Annotated in this window: 23 protein-coding genes; 10 read left to right on the top strand and 13 right to left on the bottom strand. The window is 71.5% G+C overall.

Going from position 1 to position 22969, the window contains the following annotated elements; translation table 11 throughout:
• Window positions 1-34 precede the first annotated feature (34 nt).
• Complete coding sequence (locus tag AC07DO_RS05970) at window positions 35-1327, top strand: MFS transporter (protein ID WP_479057370.1); 1293 nt, start codon at window positions 35-37, stop codon at window positions 1325-1327.
• Here the strand turns inward: AC07DO_RS05970 and AC07DO_RS05965 are convergent.
• The 6 genes from AC07DO_RS05965 to AC07DO_RS05940 all read right to left on the bottom strand — a co-directional run bounded on the left by AC07DO_RS05965 (window position 1317) and on the right by AC07DO_RS05940 (window position 9688).
• Complete coding sequence (locus AC07DO_RS05965) at window positions 1317-2417, bottom strand: calcium:cation antiporter (protein ID WP_479057369.1); 1101 nt, start codon at window positions 2415-2417, stop codon at window positions 1317-1319. The two genes, AC07DO_RS05970 and AC07DO_RS05965, sit on opposite strands and share 11 nt — an antisense overlap.
• Window positions 2418-2492: 75 nt before the next feature.
• Window positions 2493-3491 (bottom strand): TerC family protein, encoded by a 999-nt coding sequence (locus tag AC07DO_RS05960; protein WP_479057368.1) that lies wholly within the window; start codon window positions 3489-3491, stop codon window positions 2493-2495.
• A 251-nt stretch (window positions 3492-3742) separates the two neighbouring features.
• Window positions 3743-5695 (bottom strand): TerD family protein, encoded by a 1953-nt coding sequence (locus AC07DO_RS05955; RefSeq protein WP_479057367.1) that lies wholly within the window; start codon window positions 5693-5695, stop codon window positions 3743-3745.
• Window positions 5696-5794: 99 nt separating this feature from the next.
• The gene (locus AC07DO_RS05950) at window positions 5795-6373 is read right to left on the bottom strand and encodes a TerD family protein (protein ID WP_479057366.1); all 579 of its coding nucleotides are present in this window, start codon (window positions 6371-6373) and stop codon (window positions 5795-5797) included.
• A gap of 177 nt (window positions 6374-6550) precedes the next feature.
• Complete coding sequence (gene uvrB, locus AC07DO_RS05945) at window positions 6551-8704, bottom strand: excinuclease ABC subunit UvrB (protein WP_479057365.1); 2154 nt, start codon at window positions 8702-8704, stop codon at window positions 6551-6553.
• Window positions 8705-8803: 99 nt separating this feature from the next.
• Complete coding sequence (locus AC07DO_RS05940; protein ID WP_479057364.1) at window positions 8804-9688, bottom strand: MHYT domain-containing protein; 885 nt, start codon at window positions 9686-9688, stop codon at window positions 8804-8806.
• A gap of 275 nt (window positions 9689-9963) precedes the next feature.
• Between AC07DO_RS05940 and AC07DO_RS05935 the strand changes: the two genes are divergently transcribed.
• The 3 genes from AC07DO_RS05935 to AC07DO_RS05925 all read left to right on the top strand — a co-directional run bounded on the left by AC07DO_RS05935 (window position 9964) and on the right by AC07DO_RS05925 (window position 12845).
• The gene (locus tag AC07DO_RS05935; RefSeq protein WP_479057363.1) at window positions 9964-10854 is read left to right on the top strand and encodes a glycerophosphodiester phosphodiesterase family protein; all 891 of its coding nucleotides are present in this window, start codon (window positions 9964-9966) and stop codon (window positions 10852-10854) included.
• Window positions 10855-10911: 57 nt separating this feature from the next.
• A complete protein-coding gene (locus AC07DO_RS05930; RefSeq protein WP_479057362.1) occupies window positions 10912-11469 on the top strand; it encodes a methylated-DNA--[protein]-cysteine S-methyltransferase in 558 nt (185 codons plus the stop codon).
• Between the two features lie 113 nt (window positions 11470-11582).
• The gene (locus AC07DO_RS05925; RefSeq protein WP_479057361.1) at window positions 11583-12845 is read left to right on the top strand and encodes an MFS transporter; all 1263 of its coding nucleotides are present in this window, start codon (window positions 11583-11585) and stop codon (window positions 12843-12845) included.
• Between the two features lie 37 nt (window positions 12846-12882).
• Here AC07DO_RS05925 and AC07DO_RS05920 read toward each other — a convergent pair whose 3' ends face one another.
• Window positions 12883-13248, bottom strand: coding sequence for a cupin domain-containing protein (locus AC07DO_RS05920; RefSeq protein ID WP_479057360.1), 366 nt, complete (start codon window positions 13246-13248; stop codon window positions 12883-12885).
• A gap of 109 nt (window positions 13249-13357) precedes the next feature.
• Between AC07DO_RS05920 and AC07DO_RS05915 the strand changes: the two genes are divergently transcribed.
• Both AC07DO_RS05915 and AC07DO_RS05910 read left to right on the top strand, forming a co-directional pair.
• The gene (locus tag AC07DO_RS05915) at window positions 13358-14263 is read left to right on the top strand and encodes a pseudouridine-5'-phosphate glycosidase (protein ID WP_479057359.1); all 906 of its coding nucleotides are present in this window, start codon (window positions 13358-13360) and stop codon (window positions 14261-14263) included.
• Window positions 14260-15252 carry a carbohydrate kinase family protein gene (locus AC07DO_RS05910; protein WP_479057358.1) on the top strand — a complete coding sequence of 331 codons (993 nt, stop codon included), beginning with the start codon at window positions 14260-14262 and terminating at the stop codon, window positions 15250-15252. The genes AC07DO_RS05915 and AC07DO_RS05910 overlap by 4 nt, the downstream gene beginning before the upstream one ends.
• Before the next feature lie 22 nt (window positions 15253-15274).
• Here the strand turns inward: AC07DO_RS05910 and AC07DO_RS05905 are convergent, their stop codons facing one another.
• Window positions 15275-16123, bottom strand: coding sequence for a methyltransferase domain-containing protein (locus AC07DO_RS05905; RefSeq protein WP_479057357.1), 849 nt, complete (start codon window positions 16121-16123; stop codon window positions 15275-15277).
• A gap of 146 nt (window positions 16124-16269) precedes the next feature.
• Here AC07DO_RS05905 and AC07DO_RS05900 point away from each other — a divergent pair, with 146 nt between their 5' ends.
• Complete coding sequence (locus tag AC07DO_RS05900) at window positions 16270-17415, top strand: magnesium and cobalt transport protein CorA (RefSeq protein WP_479057356.1); 1146 nt, start codon at window positions 16270-16272, stop codon at window positions 17413-17415.
• Window positions 17416-17503: 88 nt separating this feature from the next.
• Here the strand turns inward: AC07DO_RS05900 and AC07DO_RS05895 are convergent, their stop codons facing one another.
• Both AC07DO_RS05895 and AC07DO_RS05890 read right to left on the bottom strand, forming a co-directional pair.
• Window positions 17504-17923, bottom strand: a complete 420-nt coding sequence (locus AC07DO_RS05895) for a CBS domain-containing protein (protein ID WP_479057355.1) — start codon at window positions 17921-17923, stop codon at window positions 17504-17506.
• 112 nt (window positions 17924-18035) lie between these two features.
• On the bottom strand, window positions 18036-18677 hold the full coding sequence (locus AC07DO_RS05890; RefSeq protein ID WP_479057354.1) for a nucleoside/nucleotide kinase family protein: 642 nt from the start codon (window positions 18675-18677) through the stop codon (window positions 18036-18038).
• 108 nt (window positions 18678-18785) lie between these two features.
• Here AC07DO_RS05890 and AC07DO_RS05885 point away from each other — a divergent pair, with 108 nt between their 5' ends.
• Together AC07DO_RS05885 and AC07DO_RS05880 are read left to right on the top strand one after the other, a co-directional pair.
• Window positions 18786-19499, top strand: coding sequence for a DUF2293 domain-containing protein (locus AC07DO_RS05885; RefSeq protein WP_479057353.1), 714 nt, complete (start codon window positions 18786-18788; stop codon window positions 19497-19499).
• Window positions 19500-19681: 182 nt separating this feature from the next.
• The gene (locus tag AC07DO_RS05880) at window positions 19682-20161 is read left to right on the top strand and encodes an anthrone oxygenase family protein (RefSeq protein ID WP_479057352.1); all 480 of its coding nucleotides are present in this window, start codon (window positions 19682-19684) and stop codon (window positions 20159-20161) included.
• A gap of 19 nt (window positions 20162-20180) precedes the next feature.
• Here the strand turns inward: AC07DO_RS05880 and AC07DO_RS05875 are convergent, their stop codons facing one another.
• From AC07DO_RS05875 to AC07DO_RS05865, 3 genes are all read right to left on the bottom strand, one after another.
• On the bottom strand, window positions 20181-20978 hold the full coding sequence (locus AC07DO_RS05875; protein WP_479057351.1) for an SAM-dependent methyltransferase: 798 nt from the start codon (window positions 20976-20978) through the stop codon (window positions 20181-20183).
• Between the two features lie 80 nt (window positions 20979-21058).
• Window positions 21059-21274, bottom strand: a complete 216-nt coding sequence (locus tag AC07DO_RS05870; RefSeq protein WP_479057543.1) for a DUF397 domain-containing protein — start codon at window positions 21272-21274, stop codon at window positions 21059-21061.
• A 103-nt stretch (window positions 21275-21377) separates the two neighbouring features.
• The gene (locus tag AC07DO_RS05865) at window positions 21378-22238 is read right to left on the bottom strand and encodes a helix-turn-helix domain-containing protein (protein ID WP_479057350.1); all 861 of its coding nucleotides are present in this window, start codon (window positions 22236-22238) and stop codon (window positions 21378-21380) included.
• Between the two features lie 158 nt (window positions 22239-22396).
• Here AC07DO_RS05865 and AC07DO_RS05860 point away from each other — a divergent pair, with 158 nt between their 5' ends.
• Window positions 22397-22906: an ATP-binding protein gene (locus AC07DO_RS05860; RefSeq protein WP_479057349.1), complete on the top strand. Its 510-nt coding sequence runs from the start codon at window positions 22397-22399 to the stop codon at window positions 22904-22906.
• Window positions 22907-22969: the final 63 nt, after the last annotated feature.

Genomic DNA, 22969 nt, shown 5'->3' with positions numbered 1-22969 from the left:
GTTACAAGTGGTCACTGTGGGTAGCTGTCGCGGCATGCACCGAACCGCACCACCCTCACTGCCGCGCCTCGCGGCCGCCTCGCTCGCCGGGACCGCCATCGAGTTCTACGACTTCTTCATCTACGGGACGGCGGCCGCACTGGTCCTGGGACCGCTGTTCTTCCCCACCTTCTCGCCGCTCGCCGGAACCCTCGCCGCCTTCGCGACCTTCGGAGTGGGGTTCGTCGCGCGCCCGCTGGGGTCCGTCCTCTTCGGGCACATCGGGGACCGGCACGGACGGCGGCCCGTCCTCATCGCGTCGCTGCTCCTCACCGGCGTCGCCACGGTCGCCGTCGGCTGCGTCCCCACGTACGGGTCGATCGGGATCGCCGCACCCGCGCTGCTCCTGGTCCTGCGCTTCCTGCAGGGGCTCGGGCTCGGGGGCGAGTGGGGCGGCGCCGTGCTGCTGACCGCGGAGCACGCGCCGGCCGAGCGGCGCGGGCTGTGGGCGAGCTTCCCGCAGGTCGGCCCCTCGGTCGGGTTCCTGCTCGCCAACGGCATCATGCTGGCCCTGTCCGCCACGCTCACCGAGGCGCAGTTCGCGGCCTGGGGGTGGCGGGTGCCGTTCTGGATCGCGGGGCTGCTCGTGGCGGTGGGCCTCGCGCTGCGCAGCTCGCTCGCCGAGAGCCCGGACTTCCTGGGATTGCGCGAGCACGCGCGCGTGCCGCTCGCCGAAGTGGTGCGCGACCACTGGCGCCTCGTCCTGCTCACGGCGGGCGCGCTCGCGGTCGGATACGCGGTGTTCTACGCCGTGACGACCTGGTCCCTCTCGTACGGCGTGGAGGAACTCGGCGTGAGCCGCACCGTCATGCTCGGCTGCATCATGGCCGTGGTGGTGGTGAAGGGCGCCCTGACACCGGTGGTCGCCGTGCTCGGCGACCGTTACGGGCGGCGGCCGCTGTGCCTGCTCGGGTGCGCCGCGACGGCCCTGTGGATGTTCCCGATGATCGCGCTGCTCTCGACCGGCCAGCCGCTTCTGATGTTCACCGGGTTCCTGGTGGCGATGCTCGCGTTCATCATGATGTTCGCGGTGATCGGCGCGTATCTGCCGGAGCTGTACGAGCCCCGGATGCGGTGCACGGGGGCCGCGGTCGGCTACAACCTCGGAGGGGTGGTGGGCGGCGCGCTCACCCCGATCGTGGCGACGGCGGCGGCGCAGGGGGACGGGACGCCGTGGGGTGTGGCCGCGTATCTGACGGGCATCGCGCTGCTGAGCCTCGGCTGCTTCGCGCTGCTGCCGGAGACCCGTCCCGCCACGGTCCCCGATCCGGCTGCCGCTACGGGGTGACGGCGAGCTCCAGGAACGCCGCGAACAGCACCAGATGGACGCCGCCCTGCAGCGGCGTGGCGCGTCCGGGCACGACCGTGAGCGTTCCGACGATCACGGTGAGCGCGAGCAGCACCATGTGGGTGGGGCTCAGTCCCAGCACGAGCGGTCCCGACAGCCATACGGAGGCGACGGCGACGGCCGGGATGGTAAGGCCGATGCTGGCCATCGCCGAGCCGAGGGCGAGGTTCAGGCTCGTCTGGACACGGTCGCGGCGGGCGGCGCGCACGGCGGCGATGGTCTCCGGGAGGAGCACGAGCAGCGCGATGATCACACCGACGACGGCGTGCGGCATGCCGGCGCTCTCCACACCCGACTCGATCGTCGGGGACACGCCCTTGGCCAGGCCGACCACTCCGATCAGCGCGAGCCCGAGCAGTGCCAGGCTCAGCAGCGCCGCCTTGGAGGAGGGGCCCCCGGCGTGGCTGTCGGTGTCGATGACCTCGCCCTCTTCGGTGAGGGGCAGGAAGTATTCGCGGTGCCGCACGGTCTGGGTGGTCACGAAGATGCCGTAGAGGACGATCGAGGCGATCGCGGCGAAGGTGAGCTGGGCCGTGGAGAACTCGGGGCCCTGCTTGGTGGTGGTGAACGTCGGCAGGACCAGGCAGAGCGTGGCCAGCGTCGCGACGGTGGCGAGGGCGGCGCCGGTGCCCTCGGGATTGAAGACGGCGACGCGGTGGCGGAGCGCCCCCACCAGGAGGCAGAGCCCGACGATGCCGTTGCAGGTGATCATCACGGCGGCGAAGACGGTGTCCCGCGCGAGGGTGGAACTCTTGTCGCCGCCGTCGGCCATGAGGGTGACGATCAGCGCCACCTCGATGATCGTGACGGCGACGGCGAGGACGAGTGAGCCGAAGGGCTCGCCGACGCGGTGCGCGATGACCTCGGCGTGGTGGACGGCGGCGAGCACCGCCCCGGCGAGGATCAGCGTGACCACGGCGACCACCACGCCGGGCAGGTCCCGCCCCCAGGTGAGGGCGAGGAGAACGATGGCGAGGACCGGCACCACGGCCGTCCACTGCGTGCCGAGCGCCCGGAGCCGAGTGACCATGACTCGATGCTGCCCCGGGCGCTCTGGTGCCGCTACTCGGTGCCTCCCGCCCGGTGCCGGGCGGGAGGGGTGCCGTCAGGCCTCGACGCTGTCCTTGCGGGCGTCGTCCCCGGCCTCGGCGGCAGCCTGCCGCTCCTGCTTCTTGGAGGCGATGAGGCTGGTGATCGTGGTGATCACCAGGACGCCGCAGATGACACCCAGCGAGACGGGGATGGAGATCTCGGGGACGTGCACCCCGTTCTCGTGCAGGGCGTGCAGGACGAGCTTCACGCCGATGAAGCCGAGGATCACCGACAGGCCGTAGCTGAGGTGGACCAGCCTCCTGAGGAGTCCGCCGATGAGGAAGTACAGCTGGCGGAGGCCCATCAGGGCGAAGGCGTTGGCGGTGAAGACGATGTACGGGTCCTGGGTGAGGCCGAAGATCGCCGGGATGGAGTCCATCGCGAAGAGCACGTCGGTGGTGCCGATGGCGAGCATGACGACCATGAGCGGCGTCATGATCTTCTTGCCGTTCTTCCTGACGAACAGCTTCGTGCCCTCGTACCGGTCCGAGACGCCGAACTTCTTCTCGATGGACTTCAGGAGGCGGTTCTCCTCCCAGTCCTCTTCCTCCTCGTCGGCGCGGGCCTCCTGGATGAGCTTCCAGGCGGTGTAGATCAGGAACGCGCCGAAGATGTAGAAGACCCACGAGAAGTTGGCGATGACCGCGGCGCCGGCGGCGATGAAGATCGCTCGCAGGACCAGGGCGATCAGCACGCCGAACAGCAGCACGCGCTGTTGCAGGTGGGAGGGGACCGAGAACTTCGCCATGATCAGGATGAAGACGAAGAGGTTGTCCACGGAGAGGGACTTCTCGGTGATGAAGCCGGCGAAGAACTCGCCGGACGCCTGGCTCTCGCCCGCGATCAGCAGGCCGAGTCCGAAGAGCGCCGCGAGGACGATCCAGACGATCGTCCAGATTCCGGCTTCCTTGATCGACACGTCATGAGGCTTGCGCCCGATGAAGAAGTCGACCGCGATCAGGGCACACAGACCGAGAACGGTCGTCACCCACAGGGTCATTGAAACGTCCACTGCGCCTCCGGCGTCGTACGGCTACTGATCAGCGTCGTCGCTGCCGGAGGTCTCTTCCACCCGAGGCGGTTGCCGCCATGTGTCGGGCCGACGCCCCGGGACCGATGGCGGTCCGTATTGACGGGTACGTCGCAGCCGGGAGTACTCCCCTCCGCAGATAGAAGCGTACGCGAAACACCAAGCATTGGTAAAGGGGACGGCAAACAAGACCCAAAAGCCCTGGTCAGGGCGGTACAAAAGTCGCTTTGACGTCAACGCCCGCCGTTGCGTCGGGCCGTGGCGATCCGGTCGAGGAGCTGCCTCAGGACCTGGCTGTCCGGCGGGATCACCGGCGGGTCGTACGTCCACGTGTGCCCGACCCAGGGGTCGGCGAGATGGTCGTCGGGCACCGGCGTCAGCCGCAGCAGCGCACGCCACAGCGGGTCGAGCAGCGGGCCGTACGCGGCGGCGTCCTCGCGGTCGGCCACCATCATGAGGTGGACGCCGACGGCCGGGCCCTCGTCCGCGAGGTAGCGCAGCTGGGTCACGGCGCGGTCGTCAAAGCCGTGCGGGAAGTCGTTGACGATCAGGAGCTGCTCGGCGATGTCCAGGTCCGGCGGCAGCGCGTCGGCGGCGCCGCCGCGGACGGCCATCTGGACCAGGTCCACGCGCTGGGTTAGCCCGCCGAGGACGTCCGCGACGCCCGCCGCCCCGGTGGCCGGGGGCCCGGCGAGCACACCGGCCTCCACGAGCGGGGCGAGCGAAGGGGCGGCGGCGCCCGCCGCGTCGATGACGTGCACCTGGAACTCGCCCGCCGGATAGGCCGCGAGGAGCCGCGCCGCGTGTGCGACGGCGGTGTCCATGGCCAGCCTGCGCAGCTCGGCGGGGTCGGTGAAGGAGTTGGTGAGGGCCTTGCCGCTGTCGATCCACAGGCCGCGCTCCAGGGGCAGCCGGACGAGCATCGGGATCCGCAGGTCGACGCGCTCGGGCAGGTGGAGATCGCCGAGGCGCAGCGCCATGGGGATCTCCATCGGCGCGCGGTAGGCGTGCCAGGCGGGGCTGCTCCACGAGGCGTACGCCGGGGGCAGGGCGGGCTCGACGACGTCGGCCTCCGCGGCGAGCTGGGCCAGGTCGCGGTCGAGGGCGGCCCTGGCCCGGGCGACGAGGTCGGCGTGTTTGGCGCGGGCGCTCTCGCGTGCCGCGTCGCCGGCGCCGCCGATGCGGCCGCGCGGGTCGGAGAGGACCTTGTCCAGCTCCTGCTCCATGCGGGAGTCGGCGAAGTCGACGGCGCTGCGGTACGCCGCCGTGGTGCGGGCCAGGTCCTCGAACATGCCCCACACCTGGTTGTAGAGCCGCTCCTCCATGGACCAGCCGGTGGCGTCGCCCGCGACCGGCTGGGCGTGCTCTCCGGGGCGGGCCGGGGGCACGGTGGGCGGGGGCGGCGGGGGCGCGGTGGTCTGGCGCCCCGGGTGCGCGTAGTCGACGGGGCCGCCGCTCGGCTGGTCGGCGGGGGCGAGGGGGGTGTCGTCGCCCGGCTGCCGCGCGGGGCGGCCCTGTGCGACGTCGGGCCGGCCCTCGGGCGTCGGGGCGGGGTGGCCGTCCTGGCCCTGGGAGGCGGTGCGCACCCGGGTTCCGTCGGCGGGGCGGGGCGGCGGGGCGGCCACGGAGCGGGCCAGGCCCCGGGCGACCGCTTCGTTGATCGCGGCGGCCAGCTCGCGGGCCTGGGGCAGGCCCTGGTCGGTGAGCATGTCGGCCAGGCCGCCCGCGTACCCCTGGCCGACGGCGCGGACCTTCCAGGCGCCCCGGCGGCGGTAGAGCTCCAGGGCGACGACGGCGGACTCGGCGTCCAGATCGGTGATGGTGTAGCTGGCGATCTCGGTGCCGTCGAGTCCGGTGACCGCGACGAAGGGCGCGGCGAGGGCACGGAACGTGGCCGGGCCCTCGACGCCGACGGGCAGCGCGAGCAGGACGCTGACGCGGTGCACGGTGTCCTGGAGGGCGCCGAGGTCGACGGCGAGGCGGTGGTCGGCGGCCGCCTGCTTGGACACCTCCAGGCCCGGGAGGGTGGGCGAACCGGGGTGGGCCACCCACTCCACGCCGTGGACCCGGCCCCGGTCGTCGCCCAGCGTGGCGCCCGCGACGACGGGCCGGCCCGCCGACACGCGGATTTCCAGGCGGGTCCCGGGAAGCGGGTGGTTCTGTCCCCGCACCAGCTCGGCCGTCATCGCGTTCGTTCCCCCTCGTACGTACGGATGGTGCTCGCGGTGCCGGTGGTGCTTGTGGCGCCGGGTACTGCTCTGGTGCCGGTTACCGCTCGTGGTGCTTCACAGGTGCGGCAGGATCGACGGCATCAGGTCCTGGAAGGTGCGGCCGTTGGCCGGAGTGCCGATGGCCGTCATCTGCCAGCCCTCGCCCGCCCGGTGGACCTTCGCCATGATCTGCGCGGTGTACTGGCCGCCGCCGTCCAGGGTGTAGCGCGCGAGCTCCTGGCCGTTGGTCTCGTCGACCAGGCGGCAGAACGCGTTCTGCACCTCCTGGAAGGTCTGGCCGGTGAACGAGTTCACCGTGAAGACGATCTGGTCGATGTGGACGGGGACGCGCTGGAGGTCGACGAGGATCGCCTCGTCGTCCCCGCCCGCGCCGACGCCGCCCACGAGGTTGTCGCCGGTGTGCCGCACCGAGCCGTCGTCGCTGACCAGGTGGCGGAAGAACACGACGTCCACCGGCTGCTTGTCCGCGAACAGCACCGCCGAGGCGTCCAGATCGACCTCACGGGTCCGCGAGCCGAACAGACCGCGGCGCGGAGCGGCCTGCCACCCGAGGCCCATGCGCACCGCGGACAGGGCGCCCCCGTCGTCCTTCTGCAGGCTGATGGCCTGACCCTTGGTCATATTGACCGTCACGCGCTGTCCCCTCTCGAACTGCCTGGGCAACCGCCTCTTGCGGTTGCCCAGCACCTTATGCACTCCGACCTGCGAAGCAGCACTCCGGGCCATACTTTGTGGCGGTCTTGCAACAGACCGGGCAGTACGCCGTTTCCCGGGCCCCAGGCGTGCTCTCCAGACCCTGCCGTCACGGCCTCAGGCCTGGCCGGCCTCCCGCATCTGCCGCAGTTCCTTCTTCATCTCCGACACCTCGTCGCGCAGCCGGGCCGCGATCTCGAACTGCAGGTCGGCGGCGGCCGCGCGCATCCGCTCGGTCATCTCGTCGATCTGCTCGGCCAGTTCGGCCGCGGGGCGGTCGGTCGGGACGGTCTCCGCGCCCTTCTTGCCCTTCGCCTTGCCCTTGGCGGGCGCCGCGGCCTTGCCGGCCTTGGCCGCCTCGCCGCCGAGCGAGGGCACCGGGGCCTTGCCGGCCTTCGCCTTGCGGTAGTCGGAGCCGAGGAGCTGCTCGGTGTCGACTTCCTCGCGGGCGATCTGCGACACGATGTCGTTGATCTTCTTGCGGAGGGGCTGCGGGTCGATGCCCCTCTCCTTGTTGTACGCGATCTGCTTCTCGCGGCGCCGGTTGGTCTCGTCGATGGCCTTCTCCATCGCCGGAGTGATCTTGTCGGCGTACATGTGGACCTGGCCGGACACGTTGCGCGCCGCGCGGCCGATGGTCTGGATCAGGGAGGTGCCGGAGCGCAGGAAGCCCTCCTTGTCGGCGTCGAGGATCGCCACGAGGGAGACCTCGGGCAGGTCGAGTCCCTCGCGGAGGAGGTTGATGCCGACCAGGACGTCGTACTCCCCCGCCCGCAGTTCGCGCAGGAGCTCCACGCGGCGCAGGGTGTCGACGTCGCTGTGCAGGTAGCGGACCTGGATGCCGAGCTCCAGGAAGTAGTCCGTGAGGTCCTCGGCCATCTTCTTGGTGAGCGTGGTGACCAGGACGCGCTCGTCCTTCTCGGTGCGCGTGCGGATCTCGTGCACGAGGTCGTCGATCTGGCCCTCGGTGGGCTTGACGACGACCTCGGGGTCGACGAGGCCGGTGGGGCGGATGATCTGCTCCACGAAGCCGTCGCCGCGCGAGAGCTCGTACTTCCCCGGGGTCGCCGAGAGGTAGACCGTCTGGCCGATGCGGCCGAGGAACTCCTCCCACTTCAGGGGGCGGTTGTCCAGCGCCGAGGGCAGCCGGAAGCCGTGGTCGACGAGGGTGCGCTTGCGGGAGGCGTCGCCCTCGTACATCGCGCCGATCTGCGGGACCGTGACGTGCGACTCGTCGAGGACCAGGAGGAAGTCCTCCGGGAAGTAGTCCAGGAGGGTGTTGGGGGCGGTGCCCGGGGCGCGGTCGTCGAAGTGCATCGAGTAGTTCTCGACGCCGGAGCAGGAGCCGATCTGGCGGAGCATCTCCAGGTCGTACGTCGTGCGCATGCGCAGGCGCTGGGCCTCCAGCATCTTGCCCTGCTTCTCCAGCTCGGCGAGGCGCTCGGTGAGCTCCTTCTCGATGCCGGTGACGGCCTTCTCCAGGCGCTCGGGACCCGCTACGTAGTGCGAGGCCGGGAAGACGTACAGGTGGTCGTCGTCGCTGATGACCTCGCCGGTGAGCGGGTGCAGGGTGGAGAGCGCCTCGATCTCGTCCCCGAACATCTCGATGCGCACGGCCAGCTCTTCGTAGACCGGGAAGATCTCGATGGTGTCGCCGCGGACGCGGAAGGTGCCACGGGTGAAGGCCAGGTCGTTGCGCGTGTACTGGATGTCGACGAAGCGGCGCAGGAGCTGGTCGCGGTCGATCTCCTCGCCGACCTTGAGGGGGACCATGCGGTCCACGTACTCCTGCGGGGTGCCGAGGCCGTAGATGCAGGAGACGGAGGCGACCACGACCACGTCGCGGCGGGTCAGCAGCGAGTTCGTGGCGGAGTGGCGCAGGCGCTCCACCTCCTCGTTGATCGAGGAGTCCTTCTCGATGTACGTGTCCGACTGCGGAACGTACGCCTCCGGCTGGTAGTAGTCGTAGTACGAGACGAAGTACTCGACGGCGTTGTTCGGCAGGAGCTCGCGGAACTCGTTCGCCAGCTGGGCGGCCAGTGTCTTGTTCGGCGCCATCACGAGGGTGGGGCGCTGGAGCTTCTCGATCATCCACGCGGTGGTGGCCGACTTGCCGGTGCCGGTCGCGCCGAGCAGGACGACATCCTTCTCACCTGCGCGGATGCGCCGCTCAAGGTCGGCGATGGCGGTCGGCTGGTCGCCGCTGGGCTGGTACGGACTGACGACCTCGAAAGGTGCCACCGTGCGTTCGATCTTGGATACGGGCCGCATGGAATCCACCGTACGACCCCGCACTGACAACGGGGCGGGACCGGCCGTCCGGCGGCGCTCCGGTTCGGTCCCGCGGGGTGCGGCCGGGGGCGGCCGGGTTCACCAGTTCTGCGGGGTGCGGGAGCCGGGGCGGGTGCGGGAGCGGGGGCGGGTCCTGCGGCGGGAGACGGGCACGTGCCGGTCGCCGGAGCGCGGGACGGGGTAGGCCTGCCGGACGCGGTTGCCGTTCGCGGGGTTCCTGACGTCCGCCTGTCCGCCCATCACCATGAGCGGGTCGAACATCACGATGACGCCCGCGAGGAGCAGGAAGGCGAGCGGTCCGATCATCATGGGCGCGAGGATCTCGGCGGGCGAGTCACCGGGCGGGGCGGCGCCCGAGCCGTGCAGATGGACGCTGAGGCCCGCCATGCCCATGTAGTGCATGCCGCTCACGGCCAGTCCCATGACGAGGCTGGCGCCGAGGCTCCACAGGATTCCCCTGACCTGTCCGGCCGCCCAGAGCGCGGCGGTCGCGGCGACCATGGCGATCACCACGGACGCGGCGACGGTCAGGGTGTTGTACTCCAGCGTCCCGCGAAGACGCATACCGGCCATTCCCAGGTAGTGCATCGTGGCGACGCCGAGTCCGGTGATCGTCCCGCCGGTGAAGAGGGCCGTGCCCGTCGCGCCGCGGTAGCCGACGATGAAGATCCCGATGCCGACCATGACGATGGCGACGGCGAGACTCGCGAAGGTCAGCGGCTTGTCGTAGTGGATCGGGGCTTCCTGGACGGTGAAGCCCATCATCGCCACGAAGTGCATGGTCCAGATCCCGGAGCCGATCGCGGCCGAGCCGAGTGCCAGCCAGCCGGGCCGCCAGGAGTGCTCGACGAGGAGCGATCTGGTCGTGCAGCGCAGCCCGAGCGCCCCTCCCATACACGCCATGAGGTAGGCCACCACCGGCGTGACGACTCCGTAGCTGAACCCGTCGACCGTGCCCTGCATGCGCGGTAGCCCTTCCACCTGTTGTGCCCAAATGCCCTGAATACGCCCCATGCACCCCCGTCCGGCGGCCATCTGAAAGACCGTCGACTGAGGCTGAGAGTAAAGCTCAGCCCGGAACGTACGAACGATTTTCCGGCAAAGAATCGCCAACCCCACGCGCGGGGTCCTTGTCTTTGACGACTCCGTTCAACCTGTGGCCATCCTGCACCTGTCTCCCGTTGGCCGTGGACTGTCACTCTCGAGCGGTCCGCGATCACACGACGCGAGGAGTACCCGTGTACGCACGTGCTGCCGCCACCACCGCTGCCCTCCTGGGAGCCGGTGCACTCGTCCTCCCCACCGCCACCGCCACCGCGCAGACCCCGGCACCGAACACCGTCCGACACGACCAGCCGCTGGTCGTCGCCCACCGCGGCGCGTCGGCCTACGCCCCGGAGAACACCTTCGCGGCCATCGACAAGGCCCGCGACATGGGATTCCGCTGGGTCGAGAACGACGTCCAGCGCACCAAGGACGGCGAGCTGGTGATCGTGCACGACGACACCCTGAAGCGGACGACGAACGTCGAGGAGCTCTACCCCGACCGTGCCCCCTGGAAGGTCAAGGACTTCACGGCGGCCGAGATAGCCAGGCTCGACGCGGGCAGCTGGTTCAGCAAGAAGTACGCGGGCCAGCGCGTCCCGACCCTGAAGCAGTACATGCGGCGGGTGTCGCACAACCACCAGAAGCTGGTCTTCGAGTTCAAGAAGCCCGAGCTGTACCCGGGCATCGAGAAGCAGGGTCTGCGGATCCTGCGCAACGAGGGCTGGCTCGACAAGCACCACGTGAAGAGCAAGCTGGTCATCCAGAGCTTCAGTGCGGACAGCGTGAAGACAGTGCACAAGCTGCGGCCCGACGTGAAGACCGGTTTCCTCGGCACCCCGTCGGTCGCCGAGCTGCCCGCGTACGCGCGCTTCGCCGACCAGATCAACTCGACGCACACGTCCATCTCGGCCGCGTACGTCTCCGCGATCCACGCCCTCAAGGGCCCGCACGGCAAGCCCCTGGAAATCTTCACGTGGACCGTGAACGACGCCCCGAACGCCAAGCGGGCGGCGGGCTTCGGCGTGGACGGGATCATCACCAACACGCCGGACGTCGTGCGCAAGGCGCTGCGCGGCGACTGACGGCACCGTCCGTCGCCGACCGACGGCGTTGTCAGTGGGCGGTCGTACGGTATCGGTATGAACGCCACTGCGCAGGACCGGCGTACGGCCGCCGTGTGGACCGTCGTCGACAGCGACATCGGTCCGCTGCTGCTCGCCGCGACCGGCGACGGACTGATCACCGTGGGCTTCCACGCCACGGAGGCGGTGCGCGAGAAGACCCTGGACCGGCTCGGCTCCCGCTTGGGCGCCGAGCCGGTCCACGCGCCGGACTCGCCCCTGCTCGCCGGGCCGACGGGCCAGCTCCGGGAGTACTTCGCGGGCGAGCGGCACGACTTCGAGCTGCCGCTCGACTGGTCCCTGGTCACCGGCTTCAACCGCCAGGTGCTGCGCGAACTCGCCTCCGGCGTGCCGTACGGCGCGGTGGTGGGCTATGGGGACCTGGCCCGCCGCGTCGGCAGTCCGGGCGCGGCCCAGGCCGTGGGCCTCGCAATGGGCGCCAATCCGGTGCCGGTCGTGGTGCCGTGCCACCGTGTGGTGGAGAGCGACGGCGGAATCGGGGGCTTCGGAGGCGGCCTGGAGACCAAGCGGCAGCTGCTCGCCCTGGAAGGGGTGCTTCCCCAGCCGCTGTTCTGACCGGATGTTCTGACCGGAACCTGCGCGAGCCGACGGGAGCCCGGCCAAACAGGCGAGGGCCTGGCCGACAATTCTCTGTTTCGGGCGTGCGAACGCCCTGGCACACTGCGTCAGTGACTTCGACCGTCGACGCCCCTGACATACCCGGCCCGGAAGCGCTCGCAGCCCTGCGCCGCCGTACGAACGCGGTACTGATCGCCAGTCAGATCCTGGGAGGCCTGGGGGTGCCGATCGGCATCGCCCTGGCCCCGATGCTGGCCACCGACGTGAGCGGGACGGAGGCGCTGTCCGGACTCGCGCCGACGGCCTCGGTGGCGGGCACGGCCGTCCTCTCGCTGCCGCTCGCCGCACTGATGAACACGCGCGGCCGGCGCGCCGGGCTCGTCCTCGCCTATGTGATCGGCGCGCTGGGCGCGGGTCTCGTCGTACTCGCCTCGGTCGTCGAGAGCTTCGCACTGCTGCTGCTCGGTATGGCGGCGTTCGGCGCGGGCTCGCTGGCGACGCTGCAGGCACGTTTCGCCGCGGCCGACCTCGTGGAGCCCGACCGGCGCGGACGTGCCATCTCCCACGTCATCTGGGCCACGACGATCGGTTCCGTCCTTGGACCCAACATCTCCGCACCCGCGAGCCGGGTCTTCACCGACACCTCGATCCCCGAGGAGGCCGGGCCCTTCCTCTTCGCCGCCGGGATCTTCGTCGCCGCCGCCGCGGTGGTGGCGGTGCTGCTGCGGCCCGATCCGCTGCTCACGGCCCGCGCGCTGGCGCCCCGGGAGAGCGGGACCGCGCAGAGCCGATCGCTGAAGGCCGGCATCGCGGCGGTGGTCGCCTCACCGATGGCGCGTCTCGCCCTGGTGACGGTGGCCGCCTCCCACACCGTGATGGTCTCGATCATGGTGATGACGCCGGTCGACCTCGGGCACCACGGGGCGAGCCTGCAGCTGGTCGGTCTGGTCATCAGCGGCCACATCGCGGGCATGTACGCGTTCTCGCCGGTGATGGGGTGGCTCGCCGACCGGTTCGGCAGGCTCTCCGTGATCGGGCTCGCGGTGGGGCTGCTGTGCTGTGCCGCGCTGCTCGCCGGCACGGCGGGGCCCAGCCACGGCCAGACCGCCGCCGGGCTCTTCCTGCTCGGCCTCGGCTGGTCCGCGGGGCTGGTCTCCGGCTCGGCGCTGCTCACCGACTCGGTTCCGCCGCCCGCGCGGGCGGCCGTGCAGGGGCTCTCGGACCTGACGATGAACGCGGCGGCGGGCATCGGTGGCGCCGCCGCGGGTCTGATCGTCGCGCGGGCCAGTTACGGCTGGCTCAACCTGGTCGGCGTCTGCGTGCTGCTGCCGATGGCCGCGCTCGCCATGCGGCGGGCACTCAAGAAGGCGTGAGCGCGGGGGCGCGGAGCGGGTCGGGCGTGCGACGGGCTCACGGCAGCGTGATGTGGTACGCCTTGCGCAGCGTCTCGTGCACCGTCCAGGTGGTGCGGTCGCCCTGGCGCAGCACGGCCGCGTCGCCCGGGCCGACCTCCAGGGTGTCGCCGCCCTCGACCGCGACGGTGGCGCGGCCGCTGACGACCACGAAGAGTTCGTTCGCCTCGGTGTCGGTGACCACGCCCGGCGTGATCTGCCAGATGCCGCGCAGCTGCTTGCCGTCGGCGGACTCCCACAGCACCTTGCCGGTCACGACCGGGTCGCCGGAGACGATCTGCGCCGGGTCGAGCGGCTCGATGTCCAGCTCAACATCCGGAATGTGCACGGCAAAAGACGAAACGGTCTGCTCATTCGTGGTCATGGCCGGTCACCCTAGCCCGGGGGCGGGAGGCCCCTGGGCAGCGGGGGTTTGACGGGAGGCACCGCCCGCCAGGGATGAGGGGGAGACCCGACAGGCAGGAGGCAGGCCCGTGCTGGTGGTGTCCGAAGAGGTACGGACGGCGGTCGCGGAGCAGCGCCCCGTGGTGGCCCTGGAGTCCACGATCATCGCGCACGGCCTGCCGCGGCCGCGCAATCTCCAGGTGGCCGAGGAGCTCGAAGCGGTCGTACGGGACGAGGGTGCCGTACCCGCGACGATCGCCGTACTGGACGGCGTCCCGCGCGTCGGCCTGACCAAGGACCAGGTGCAGCGCGTCGCCGACGAGGACGGCATCCGCAAGCTGGGCCACCGCGATCTGCCCCTCGCCGTCGCGACGTCCGCGAGCGGCGCAACGACGGTGTCGGCGACGGCGCTGCTCGCCGCACGCGCGGGCCTGCGGGTGTTCGCCACGGGCGGGCTCGGCGGCGTGCACCGGCAGTGGACGCAGGCTCAGGACGAGTCGGCCGATCTGGGGCTGCTGGCCCGCACGAGGATCGCGGTGGTGTGCGCGGGCGTGAAGTCGGTCCTGGACGTCGGGGCGACGCTGGAGCGTCTCGAGACGCTGGGCGTCGCCGTGGCGGGGTACGGGACCGACCGCTTCCCGGGCTTCTACCTCGCGGACTCCGGCCATCCGGTGGACTGGACGCTGCGCACGCCCGGCGAGGTAGCCGAGGTGATACGGGCCCAGGACGCGCTCGGCGGCCCCGACTCGGCACTCATCGTGGCCAACCCGGTGCCGCGCGCCGAACAGCTCGATCCCGCGCTCCACGCGCGCGTGCTGGCCGAGGCGCTGGCGGCGTGCGAGGAGCAGGGCATCACGGGTCAGGCGATCACGCCGTTCCTGCTGGGTGAGTTGGTGCGGCGCACCGGGGGCGCGTCGCTGGAGGCCAACCTCGCCGCGGTCCGCGGCAACGTGCGGCTCGCGGGGCGGGTGGCGGTGGCCTGGGCGGGGCGTTGAGCGTTCGGGCCGCCGGCGCGGTCCCGGGCGCGCTGCTGGTCGTCGGGGACGTCGTCACCGACATCGTGGCCCGCCACCGTTCCCCGCTCGCACCGGGCACCGACACGGCGGCGGCCATCCGTACCGTGCCGGGCGGCGCGGGCGCCAACGTGGCGTGCTGGGCCGCGCATCGGGGGTGTCCCGACGTACGGCTCATCGGCCGGGTGGGTGCCGACTCGGCGGCTTGGCACGAAGCGGCTCTCACGCGCGCGGGGGTGCGGTCCCGGCTCGTCGTCGACGCCGGGGCGCCGACGGGGACGGTGATCTGTCTGGTGGACGGGGGCGCCGCGGCGGAACGGACGTTCCTCACGGACAGCGGCGCCGCGCTGCGGCTCTCCCCCGCCGACTGGTCGCCCCGGTACCTCGACGGCGTGGCCCTGCTGCACCTCTCCGGCTACCTGTTCTTCGCGGAACCGAGCCGGGCGGCCGCCCGCGCGGCGCTGTCGGCGGCCCGCGCGCGGGGGGTGCCCGTGAGCGTGGATCCCGCGTCGGCGGGGTTCCTGGCGGAAACAGGGCCGGAACGGTTCCTGTCGGCGGTGGACGGGGTGGCGGTCCTGCTCCCGAGCCGGGACGAGGCGGAACTGCTCACCGGCCTGCCCGACCCGGCGGACGCGGCATCGAAGCTGAGCCGCCACTTCCCGGCCGTCGTGGTCAAACTGGGCGCGGAGGGAGCGCTGGTGGCCCGGAACGGCGAGGTCCCGCGCCGCATTCCCGCACCCCCCGCACGGGCCCGTGACTCAACGGGCGCGGGCGACGCCTTCACCGGTGCGTTCCTGGCCGCACGCCTGACCGGGGCGGGGCTGCGCGAGGCGGCGGCGGAGGGATGCGCTGCGGGGGCCCGAGCGGTGGAACTGACCGGCGGCAGACCCCCGGACCCACCCGATGGCAGACCCCCGGACCACCCGGCGGCAAACCCCGGACCACCCGGCGCCGGTGACGTAACTCCGTAGGGCGCGGGCCCGCACCTGCCCCCTACGCTTTCCTCCCCCAAGCCGAGACCAGCGGAGCCGTCGCCAGGTCCAACGTGCCCGTTGCCACCGTCGACACGTGATGGTCGATGTCCTCCGGCGTGGCCAGGCCCGCCGCGATGAGGTCCGGGCGCAGGTGCCGGAGCGTTTCCGTTTCCAGGGCCGCGACGGCCGGGGAGGCCAGCGGGAAGTACACGTCGGACGCCACCTGGCGCAGGCCCGCGTCGCGCAGGAGACGGGGCAGCCGGCGCCCGTACGCGAGGTCCGTGCCCCGCTCCGTGAGGAGTGCGTGCACCCCGCGGCGGAGCCGGTTCGCCGCCTCCTGGGCGGAACCGTGCTCGTCGGGGCAGGCCAGCGGCTGGAGCGCGGGATCGGGCTCCTCGATGAGGAGCCTGCCCCCGGGGCGCAGCGCCCTGAGCATCGACGCCAGCGCCCGCTCCCGGTCGGGCACGTCGGCCAGGACGAGCCGCGCGTGCACGAGGTCGAAGCCGCCGACGGGCGGCGGATCGGCCGCGATGTCGTGGATCCGCACCTCAAGGGGCGAGCGCGCGGCACGCGTCTGCCAGGAGATGTCGATGTCGGTCGCAAGGACCCGTCCCGTGGGCCCGACCCGCTTGGCGAGCCAGGAGATCACGGACGTGCCGCCCGCCCCGACCTCCCAGCAGCGCCAGCCCGGCCCGATGCCGAGGCGTTCGACGTGTCCGAAGGTCGTGGCGTCGAAGAGCGCGGCGAAGGCGTCGGAGCACGATCGCGCCCCGGACGAGGGGGAGTCGGAGAGCTGACGGTGGTCGGAGAGCGCACGGGGACCTGGGTACTGCCGGGGGTCGAGGAGGTGACCGTCGATTCGCGTCATGCCGCGATCATCCCAGTTGTCCCGCTTGCTCCCGGGAGGCAGAACCGGACAATCCGGAACGGAGCCCTCCGTTCCCCCAGGCCTTGGCGTGGCATCGGACCGTACTGGCAGACTGGCACGCCGAATCGTCGGTGCGAGGAGCCCACATGTCGATGGCAGGCAATCTGCGCAAGGTGACCAACCTGCGCAAGGTCGGCGGCCTGCGCGGGGTCGGCGGCCTCCGGAAGGTCGCGCGGCTGGCCCGCCGCGGCACGCGTGTCGATTTGAGCCACCCGGCCCGCTCCCCGCTGGGCTCGTCGGTGGTGAACTGCGTGACGTACCGGGACGGCGTGCGCCAGCCGCCCGGCCGCGACCTGGTCGAGTCGGTGGAGCGCATCCGCAAGACCGGTGACGGCTTCGTCTGGCTGGGGCTGCACGAGCCGACGGAGGACGAGTTCGCCGACATCGCCGACCTCTTCGGCCTGCACCCCCTGGCCGTCGAGGACGCGGTCCACGCCCACCAGCGCCCGAAGGTGGAGCGGTACGACCAGACGCTGTTCGCCGTCTTCAAGACGGTCTGCTACGTGGAACACACCGAACTGACCGCGACCAGCGAGGTGGTGGACACCGGCGAGATCATGGTCTTCGTCGGCCGGGACTTCGTCATCACGGTCAGGCACGGACGGCACGGCTCGCTCGGCCCGATGCGCGAGGAGCTCGAATCCTCGCCCGAGCAGCTCGCCAAGGGCCCCGCGGCGGTGCTGCACGCCTTGGCGGACCACGTCGTGGACGACTACCTCGCGGCGACGGACGCCGTGCAGGCGGACATCGACCAGGTCGAGACCGACGTGTTCGCCCCGGACGGCGCCCGGACCGACCCCGGCCGCATCTATCAGCTCAAGCGCGAACTGCTCGAACTGAAGCGGGCGGTGGTGCCGCTCGGCCGTCCGCTCCAGGTGCTCGCCACCCAGCCGATGCGCGTCATCGCCCCGGAGATACAGGCGTACTTCCGGGACGTCGACGACCATCTGAAGCGGGCCACCGAACAGATCGCCGCCTTCGACGAGTTGCTGAACTCGATCCTCCAGGCGCATCTGGCCCAGGTGACGGTCGCGCAGAACGAGGACATGCGGAAGATCACCGCATGGGCGGCGGTCATCGCGGTGCCGACGATGGTCTGCGGCATGTACGGCATGAACTTCGACCACATGCCCGAGCTGCACTGGCGGTTCGGCTACCCGCTGGCCATGTCCTTGATCGCGGTGGCCTGTGTGGCGCTGTACCGCGGCTTCCGAAGGAACGGCTGGCTCTGAGGCGAGGCCCGCGCCCCGTCGCCATCACGCCCCGCCGACATCACGCCCCATCGACGTAACGCCCCGTAGACGTCACGCCCTGTCGACATCACCCCTTGGCGTACACGCTCTCGACCCAGCCCGCGAGCTGTTCGTCGGTGAGGTGGACGGCCAGGTCGGCCTCGCTGATCATGCCGACGAGCCGCTTGTTCTCGATCACCGGCAGCCGGCGGATCCGGTGGCCCTGCATCTCCCGCAGGACCTCGTCGACGTCGGCACTCGAGTCGATCCAGCGCGGCGTGCCCTTGGCCATCTCGCCCGCGGTGATCCGGGACGGGTCGTGGCCCTTCGCCACACAGCCGACGACGATGTCGCGGTCGGTGAGGATCCCGCAGAGCCGTTCGTTCTCGTCGCTGATGGGCAGGGCGCCCACGTCCAGTTCACTCATCAGCTGCGCGGCACGGTCCAGGGTCTCGTGCCGCGGGATCCACTGGGCACCCCGGTGCATGATGTCTCCGGCGGTGGTCATCGCTACCTCCCGTTGCCGGGCCGTGTCCGGAGCGGCGACGCGAGGGCGCGCCTGGTCCCGGCCCTCCCCATTGTCGCGGCGGGCCGGCGGGCACGCATCCGGACTCCTGCCCTCATCCCCGCCACGCGGGGTGCCGCGGGTCGTCCGCGCGTACCACCACATCAGCCGTCGCCGTGGGGTCGACCTCCGACTCGTACCGCTCGAAAGCCGGCAGCGTCCACCGCTCGCCCTGCGGCGTGCGCCGCGCAAGGGCGCCGGGCGAGAGCCGCACGTGCAGGGTCAGGTCGAACGGGAACCAGTGGCCGAGGAGCAGCGGGCCGTGCAGCAACAGCACGCCGCCGGGCGGCAGCCGCACGTACGGGCTGCGGGTCGCCCGGTCGGCCACCGGGTCCCACAGGTCGGGCAGGATCCGCCCCGTGCCGCCGGGGTCGAGCGGCCCGAAGACCTCGCGCCACAGCGCGCCGGTGTCGAACCACCCGCTGTAGTACGCCTCCACGTCCTGGTGGCCGTACTCGAACCGCAGCGACGCGGGCCGCAGGAAGCCCTCCGTGCCGACCACGAGGGCGCTCCGCCCCCGCAGCCGCAGCGCGTCGGCCACCCGGTCCGCCAGCTCGCCGGTGCCGCCCGTCCCGTCGGCTGGCGCTCCGTCGACGGCGACGCGCGGCCAGGAGCCCCCGTCGGCCGGTTTCAGGTCGAGCAGGCGGTCGGCGAGGGTGTCGGCCAGTCGTTCCCAGGTGATCGGTTCGAGTCGCACGGGCCCATGATGCCGCGCGGGGGCGAAGGCGCGGCTTCTCGGGGAACGGTGCCGCTTCTCGGAGAACGGTGCCGCTTCTCGGGGAACCGTCTCGGGGATGAACAGGGCATGGCGACCCGACCCGACCCTTCCGCCGCCCCGGCCGTCCCCGCCGGCCCCCTTGTCGTCCAGCCGTTGAAGCGGCGGCACTGTGCGGAGTGCGGCGCGGGACCGCTCACACTGCTCGCCCTGGAGGGCGGCGAGCCGCGCTGCCTGGACTGTGCCGACCTCGGGCACCTCGTGTACCTGCCGCGCGGCGACACCGCTCTCACCCGTCGGGCCCGTGAGGACAGCGGGCTCTCGGCGGTCGTCGTCCGCTTCCACCGGCGCCGCGGCCGGTACGAGCGGCAGGGCGTCCTCGTCGAGGAGGCCGCGCTCGCCCGCGCCGAGGAGCGCTGCCTCGCGGACGCGGAGGCGAGGGCGCGGCGGCGGATCCGGGACGCGGCGCGCCGGGCCGCGGAGGACATCCGCTTCACGGAGGCGTTCGCCGCGGAGATCCACCGGCTCTTCCCCGGCTGCCCCCGGGACCGCGCCCACGCCATCGCCGCGCACGCGTCGGTGCGGGGCAGCGGCCGGGTGGGGCGGAGCGCGGCGGGGCGGGCCCTGTCGAGGGCGGCGGTGACAGCGGCGGTCGCGGCGGCGGTACGCCACACGGCCACGCCCTATGACCAGTTGCTGATGGGCGGAGTGCCCCGCGGGGAGGCGCGGCGACGGATCGCCGCCGATGTCGAGTCGACGCTGCGCGCCTGGCGGAAACCCCGAGGTCCGAACCGGGAACCCTGAAGTCCGAACCAGGAACCCTGAGGTCCGGACCGTGGGAGACGACGGCGCATGCGGCCGCGAGCGTCGCGTATGGCATTCGTGGACCTGCGGCAATTGACTTGTGGGGACGGGGTGTCGCCCTGGAGGATCACTCGCCCCGCCCACCACCGGGCACAACCGCCCCAGTCCCCACGGGAGTTGTCATGATCGACGGACCGTACTTCGTGCTCACCGTGCTGGGGGCGCTCGCCTGCGGCCTCGCCGCCGGCGTCTTCGCCGCGTTCTCGACCTTCGTGATGAAGGGGCTCGCCGCGCTGCCCCCGGCCCAGGGCATCACCGCGATGAACCGCATCAACGTCGCCGCGGTCACTCCCGCCTTCATGGCCGTCTTCCTGGGGGCGACGGGGCTGTGCGTGGTGCTGGCCGTCGTGACGTTCGTGCTCTGGCCCGACGAGGGCACGGTCGAGCTGCTGCTGGGCAGCGCGCTCTATGTCGTCGGCTCGTTCGGGGTGACCGTCGCGGCGAACATTCCGCGCAACGACGCCCTCGCCGAGGTGGACCCGGACAGCGCGGAAGGCGCCGCGTACTGGCGTACGTACGTCCGTGAGTGGACCGTGTGGAACCACGTCCGCACCGGCGCGTCGCTCGCCGCGACGGCGGCCTTCATCCTGGCCCTCACCTAACCGGCGGCCGGGGGCGGCGTCAGGGCTTGCGCGCCACCGCCCCGTACCCCGGCGTGGGGCCGTCCCCCGACTCCGGTGTCCACTCGCCCAGTTCCGGCTTCCACCGGTCGAGGACCGCCACGCCGGGCGCCACCAGCTCGTACCCCTCGAAGAAGCGTTCCACCTCGGCCTGCGAGCGCAGTGCCAGCGTCATGCCCCGCGCCTTGTAGAGCTCCCCGGCCTCTTTCGCCGTGTCCGGGGTGAAGTCGGCCGTACCGTGCGACAGCATCAGGTGGCTGCCGGCGGGCAGTGCCCGCATCAGCCGGTGCACCAGGTCGTACGCGCCGTCCTCGTCCGCGATGAAGTGCAGCAGCGCGACCAAGCACAGGGCGACGGGCCGTTCGAGGTCGAGGACCTTCGAGGCCTCTTCCAGGATTGTCTCCGGCTGGCGGAAGTCCGCCTGGATGTACTCGGTGACGCCTTGCGGGGTCGAGCGCAGCAGCGCCTCCGCGTGGGCGAGGACGATGGGATCGTTGTCGCAGTAGACGATCCGGGACTCGGGGGCGACCCTCTGGGCGATCTGGTGGAGGTTCGGCTCGGTCGGTATGCCGGTGCCGATGTCCAGGAACTGCCGTACGCCCTGGGAGGCGAGCCAGCGCGTGGCGCGCTGCATGAACGCGCGGTTGGCCCGCGCCGTCGTCAGGACCCGCCCGTCCATGGCGACGAGCTGCCGGCCCATCTCCTCGTCCACGGGGTAGTTGTCCTTGCCCCCGAGGAACCAGTCGTACATCCGCGCGGGGTGCGGCTTGCTGGTGTCGATGTACGACGAGTCGGTCATGCGAACTCCAAGCGGGGGCGGCGGCGGGGACCCGGAGACGTACGGCGGTTGCGGGAGGAGACGGCAGTGGGAGAGTGCGGCTACGAGAGCAGGAAGTCCGCCTCGCCCGCCTTCGCGCCCTGGATGAACGCGTTGATCTCCCCGTGGGTGTAGATGAGCGCGGGACCGTCGGGGTCGGCGGACTGGCGCACGGCGACGCGTCCATCGGCCAGCTTCATGGCTTCGAGGCAGTTGCCGCCGTTGCCGCCGCTCCAGGGCTTGTGCCAGCCCTCGGTGCCGAGGTCGCGGGCGGGCATGCCGTTGTAGATCCGGGACTCCCTGATCTCACTGCGCGAGTCGTCGCGGGCCCCGGGTGAACGCGGACCGGCAGGGCGCGTTCCGGATCGGTGTCGGTCCATGTCACAGCTCCTTGCGGAGGTCCCGGAGGAGCTCCTTCGTGCGTTGTGCGGTGGCGGCCTGCGCCGCCATGCGGTCCATGACCTCGAGGTGGGTCGCCACCTCAGTGCGCGCGTCGAGGTAGACGGCGCCGGTCAGGTACTCGCTGTAGACCATGTCGGGCAGCTCCGCCATGGCGAAGCGGAAGAGCACGAACGGTCCGAACGTGCCGGGATGCGGGCCCGCCGCGAAGGTCGCGACCTGCAGGGTGACATGGGGCAGTTCGGCGGCTTCGAGGAGCCGGTCGACCTGGTCCCGCATCAGATCCGCGTCGCCGACCGGCCTGCGCAGCGCGGTCTCGTCCATCACCACCCACAGGCGGGGCGCGTCCTCACGGGTGAGCAGCGCCTGACGCTCCATCCGGAGCGCCACGTACCGCTCGATGTCCGCGGGCCGGGTCTGGCCGATGGCGCCGGAGCGCATCACCGCGCGCGCGTACTCCTCGGTCTGCAGGAGTCCCGGCACGAAGTGGGGTTCGTACGACCTGATGAGGCTCGCGGCCCCCTCCAGGCTCACGTACATGCTGAACCAGTTCGGCAGGATGTCGTGGAACCGCTGCCACCAGCCGGGCTTGTTGGCCTCTTCGGCGAGCATGACGAAGGCGTCGGCCTCGTCGTCCGCGACTCCGTACGACTTCAGGAGCAGCTGGAGGTACGGGATCTTCAGCGCGACCTCGGCCGTCTCCATCCGCCGGACGGTGGCGGGGGCGACGCGCAGGATCTTCGCCGCCTCCTCGCGTTTCAGACCCGCGCCCTCACGCAGGTCCTGCAGGCGACGACCGAGAACGACTTGGCCGACGGTCGGCGCGGACCGCGGTTCGCTCACGTCTCCTACCTCCACCTGACTCCGCGTTGCCTCAACTCACACCGCACCGCGAGCTGTAGCGAGCAGTGTGCCATGTGCCGTCTCGGAGGAACACGCCACTGTGCACTTTTCAGAGTGGGTCTTGCCAAGGTGTTCGGGGCGGGGCGATAGTGGAGAGCGTGACTCCGCCCGCGCCGTTACGAACCGAAGCCACCGAAGGCCGTCCTGGCGATCTCGCCGAGGCGTCGCCCGAGGGCGCCGAGGTCTGCGTCAGTTTCGCCCTCGCACCTCGTCCGGGCTCCGTCGCACAGGCCAGACGCCTGATGCGGACGCAGCTGGACGGGTGGGCGGTGCGCGACGACGACGCCTGCGACGCGGCGGCACTCGTTCTCTCCGAACTGGTCACCAATGCCGTGGTGCACACCGCGAGCCGGCGGATCATCTGCGAGCTCTGCGCGGATTCGGAGAAGCTGCGCATAGCCGTACGTGACGAGGGCTGCGGTTCAGGGATGCCGCGCCCGGTGCACAGGGGGGCCGACGATGAGCACGGGAGGGGATTGCTTCTCGTCGACGCGGTGAGCAGTGCGTGGGGCGTCCACGACGCGGGGCCCGGTATCGGGCGCACGGTGTGGGCGGAGTTGCGGCGGACGGCGTCGTCGGTGACGACGACAGCGGCGGCGTACGCGTAGAGACGTAGAACGGAACGATCGAGCGTGGCAGTGGCAGTGGCACGGGCGGGGGGCATGTGAGCG

This window comes from Streptomyces sp. NPDC045678 (assembly GCF_056432085.1).
The sequence above is the reverse complement of the archived record's forward strand: the minus strand, read 5'-3'. Positions and strand labels throughout refer to the sequence as shown.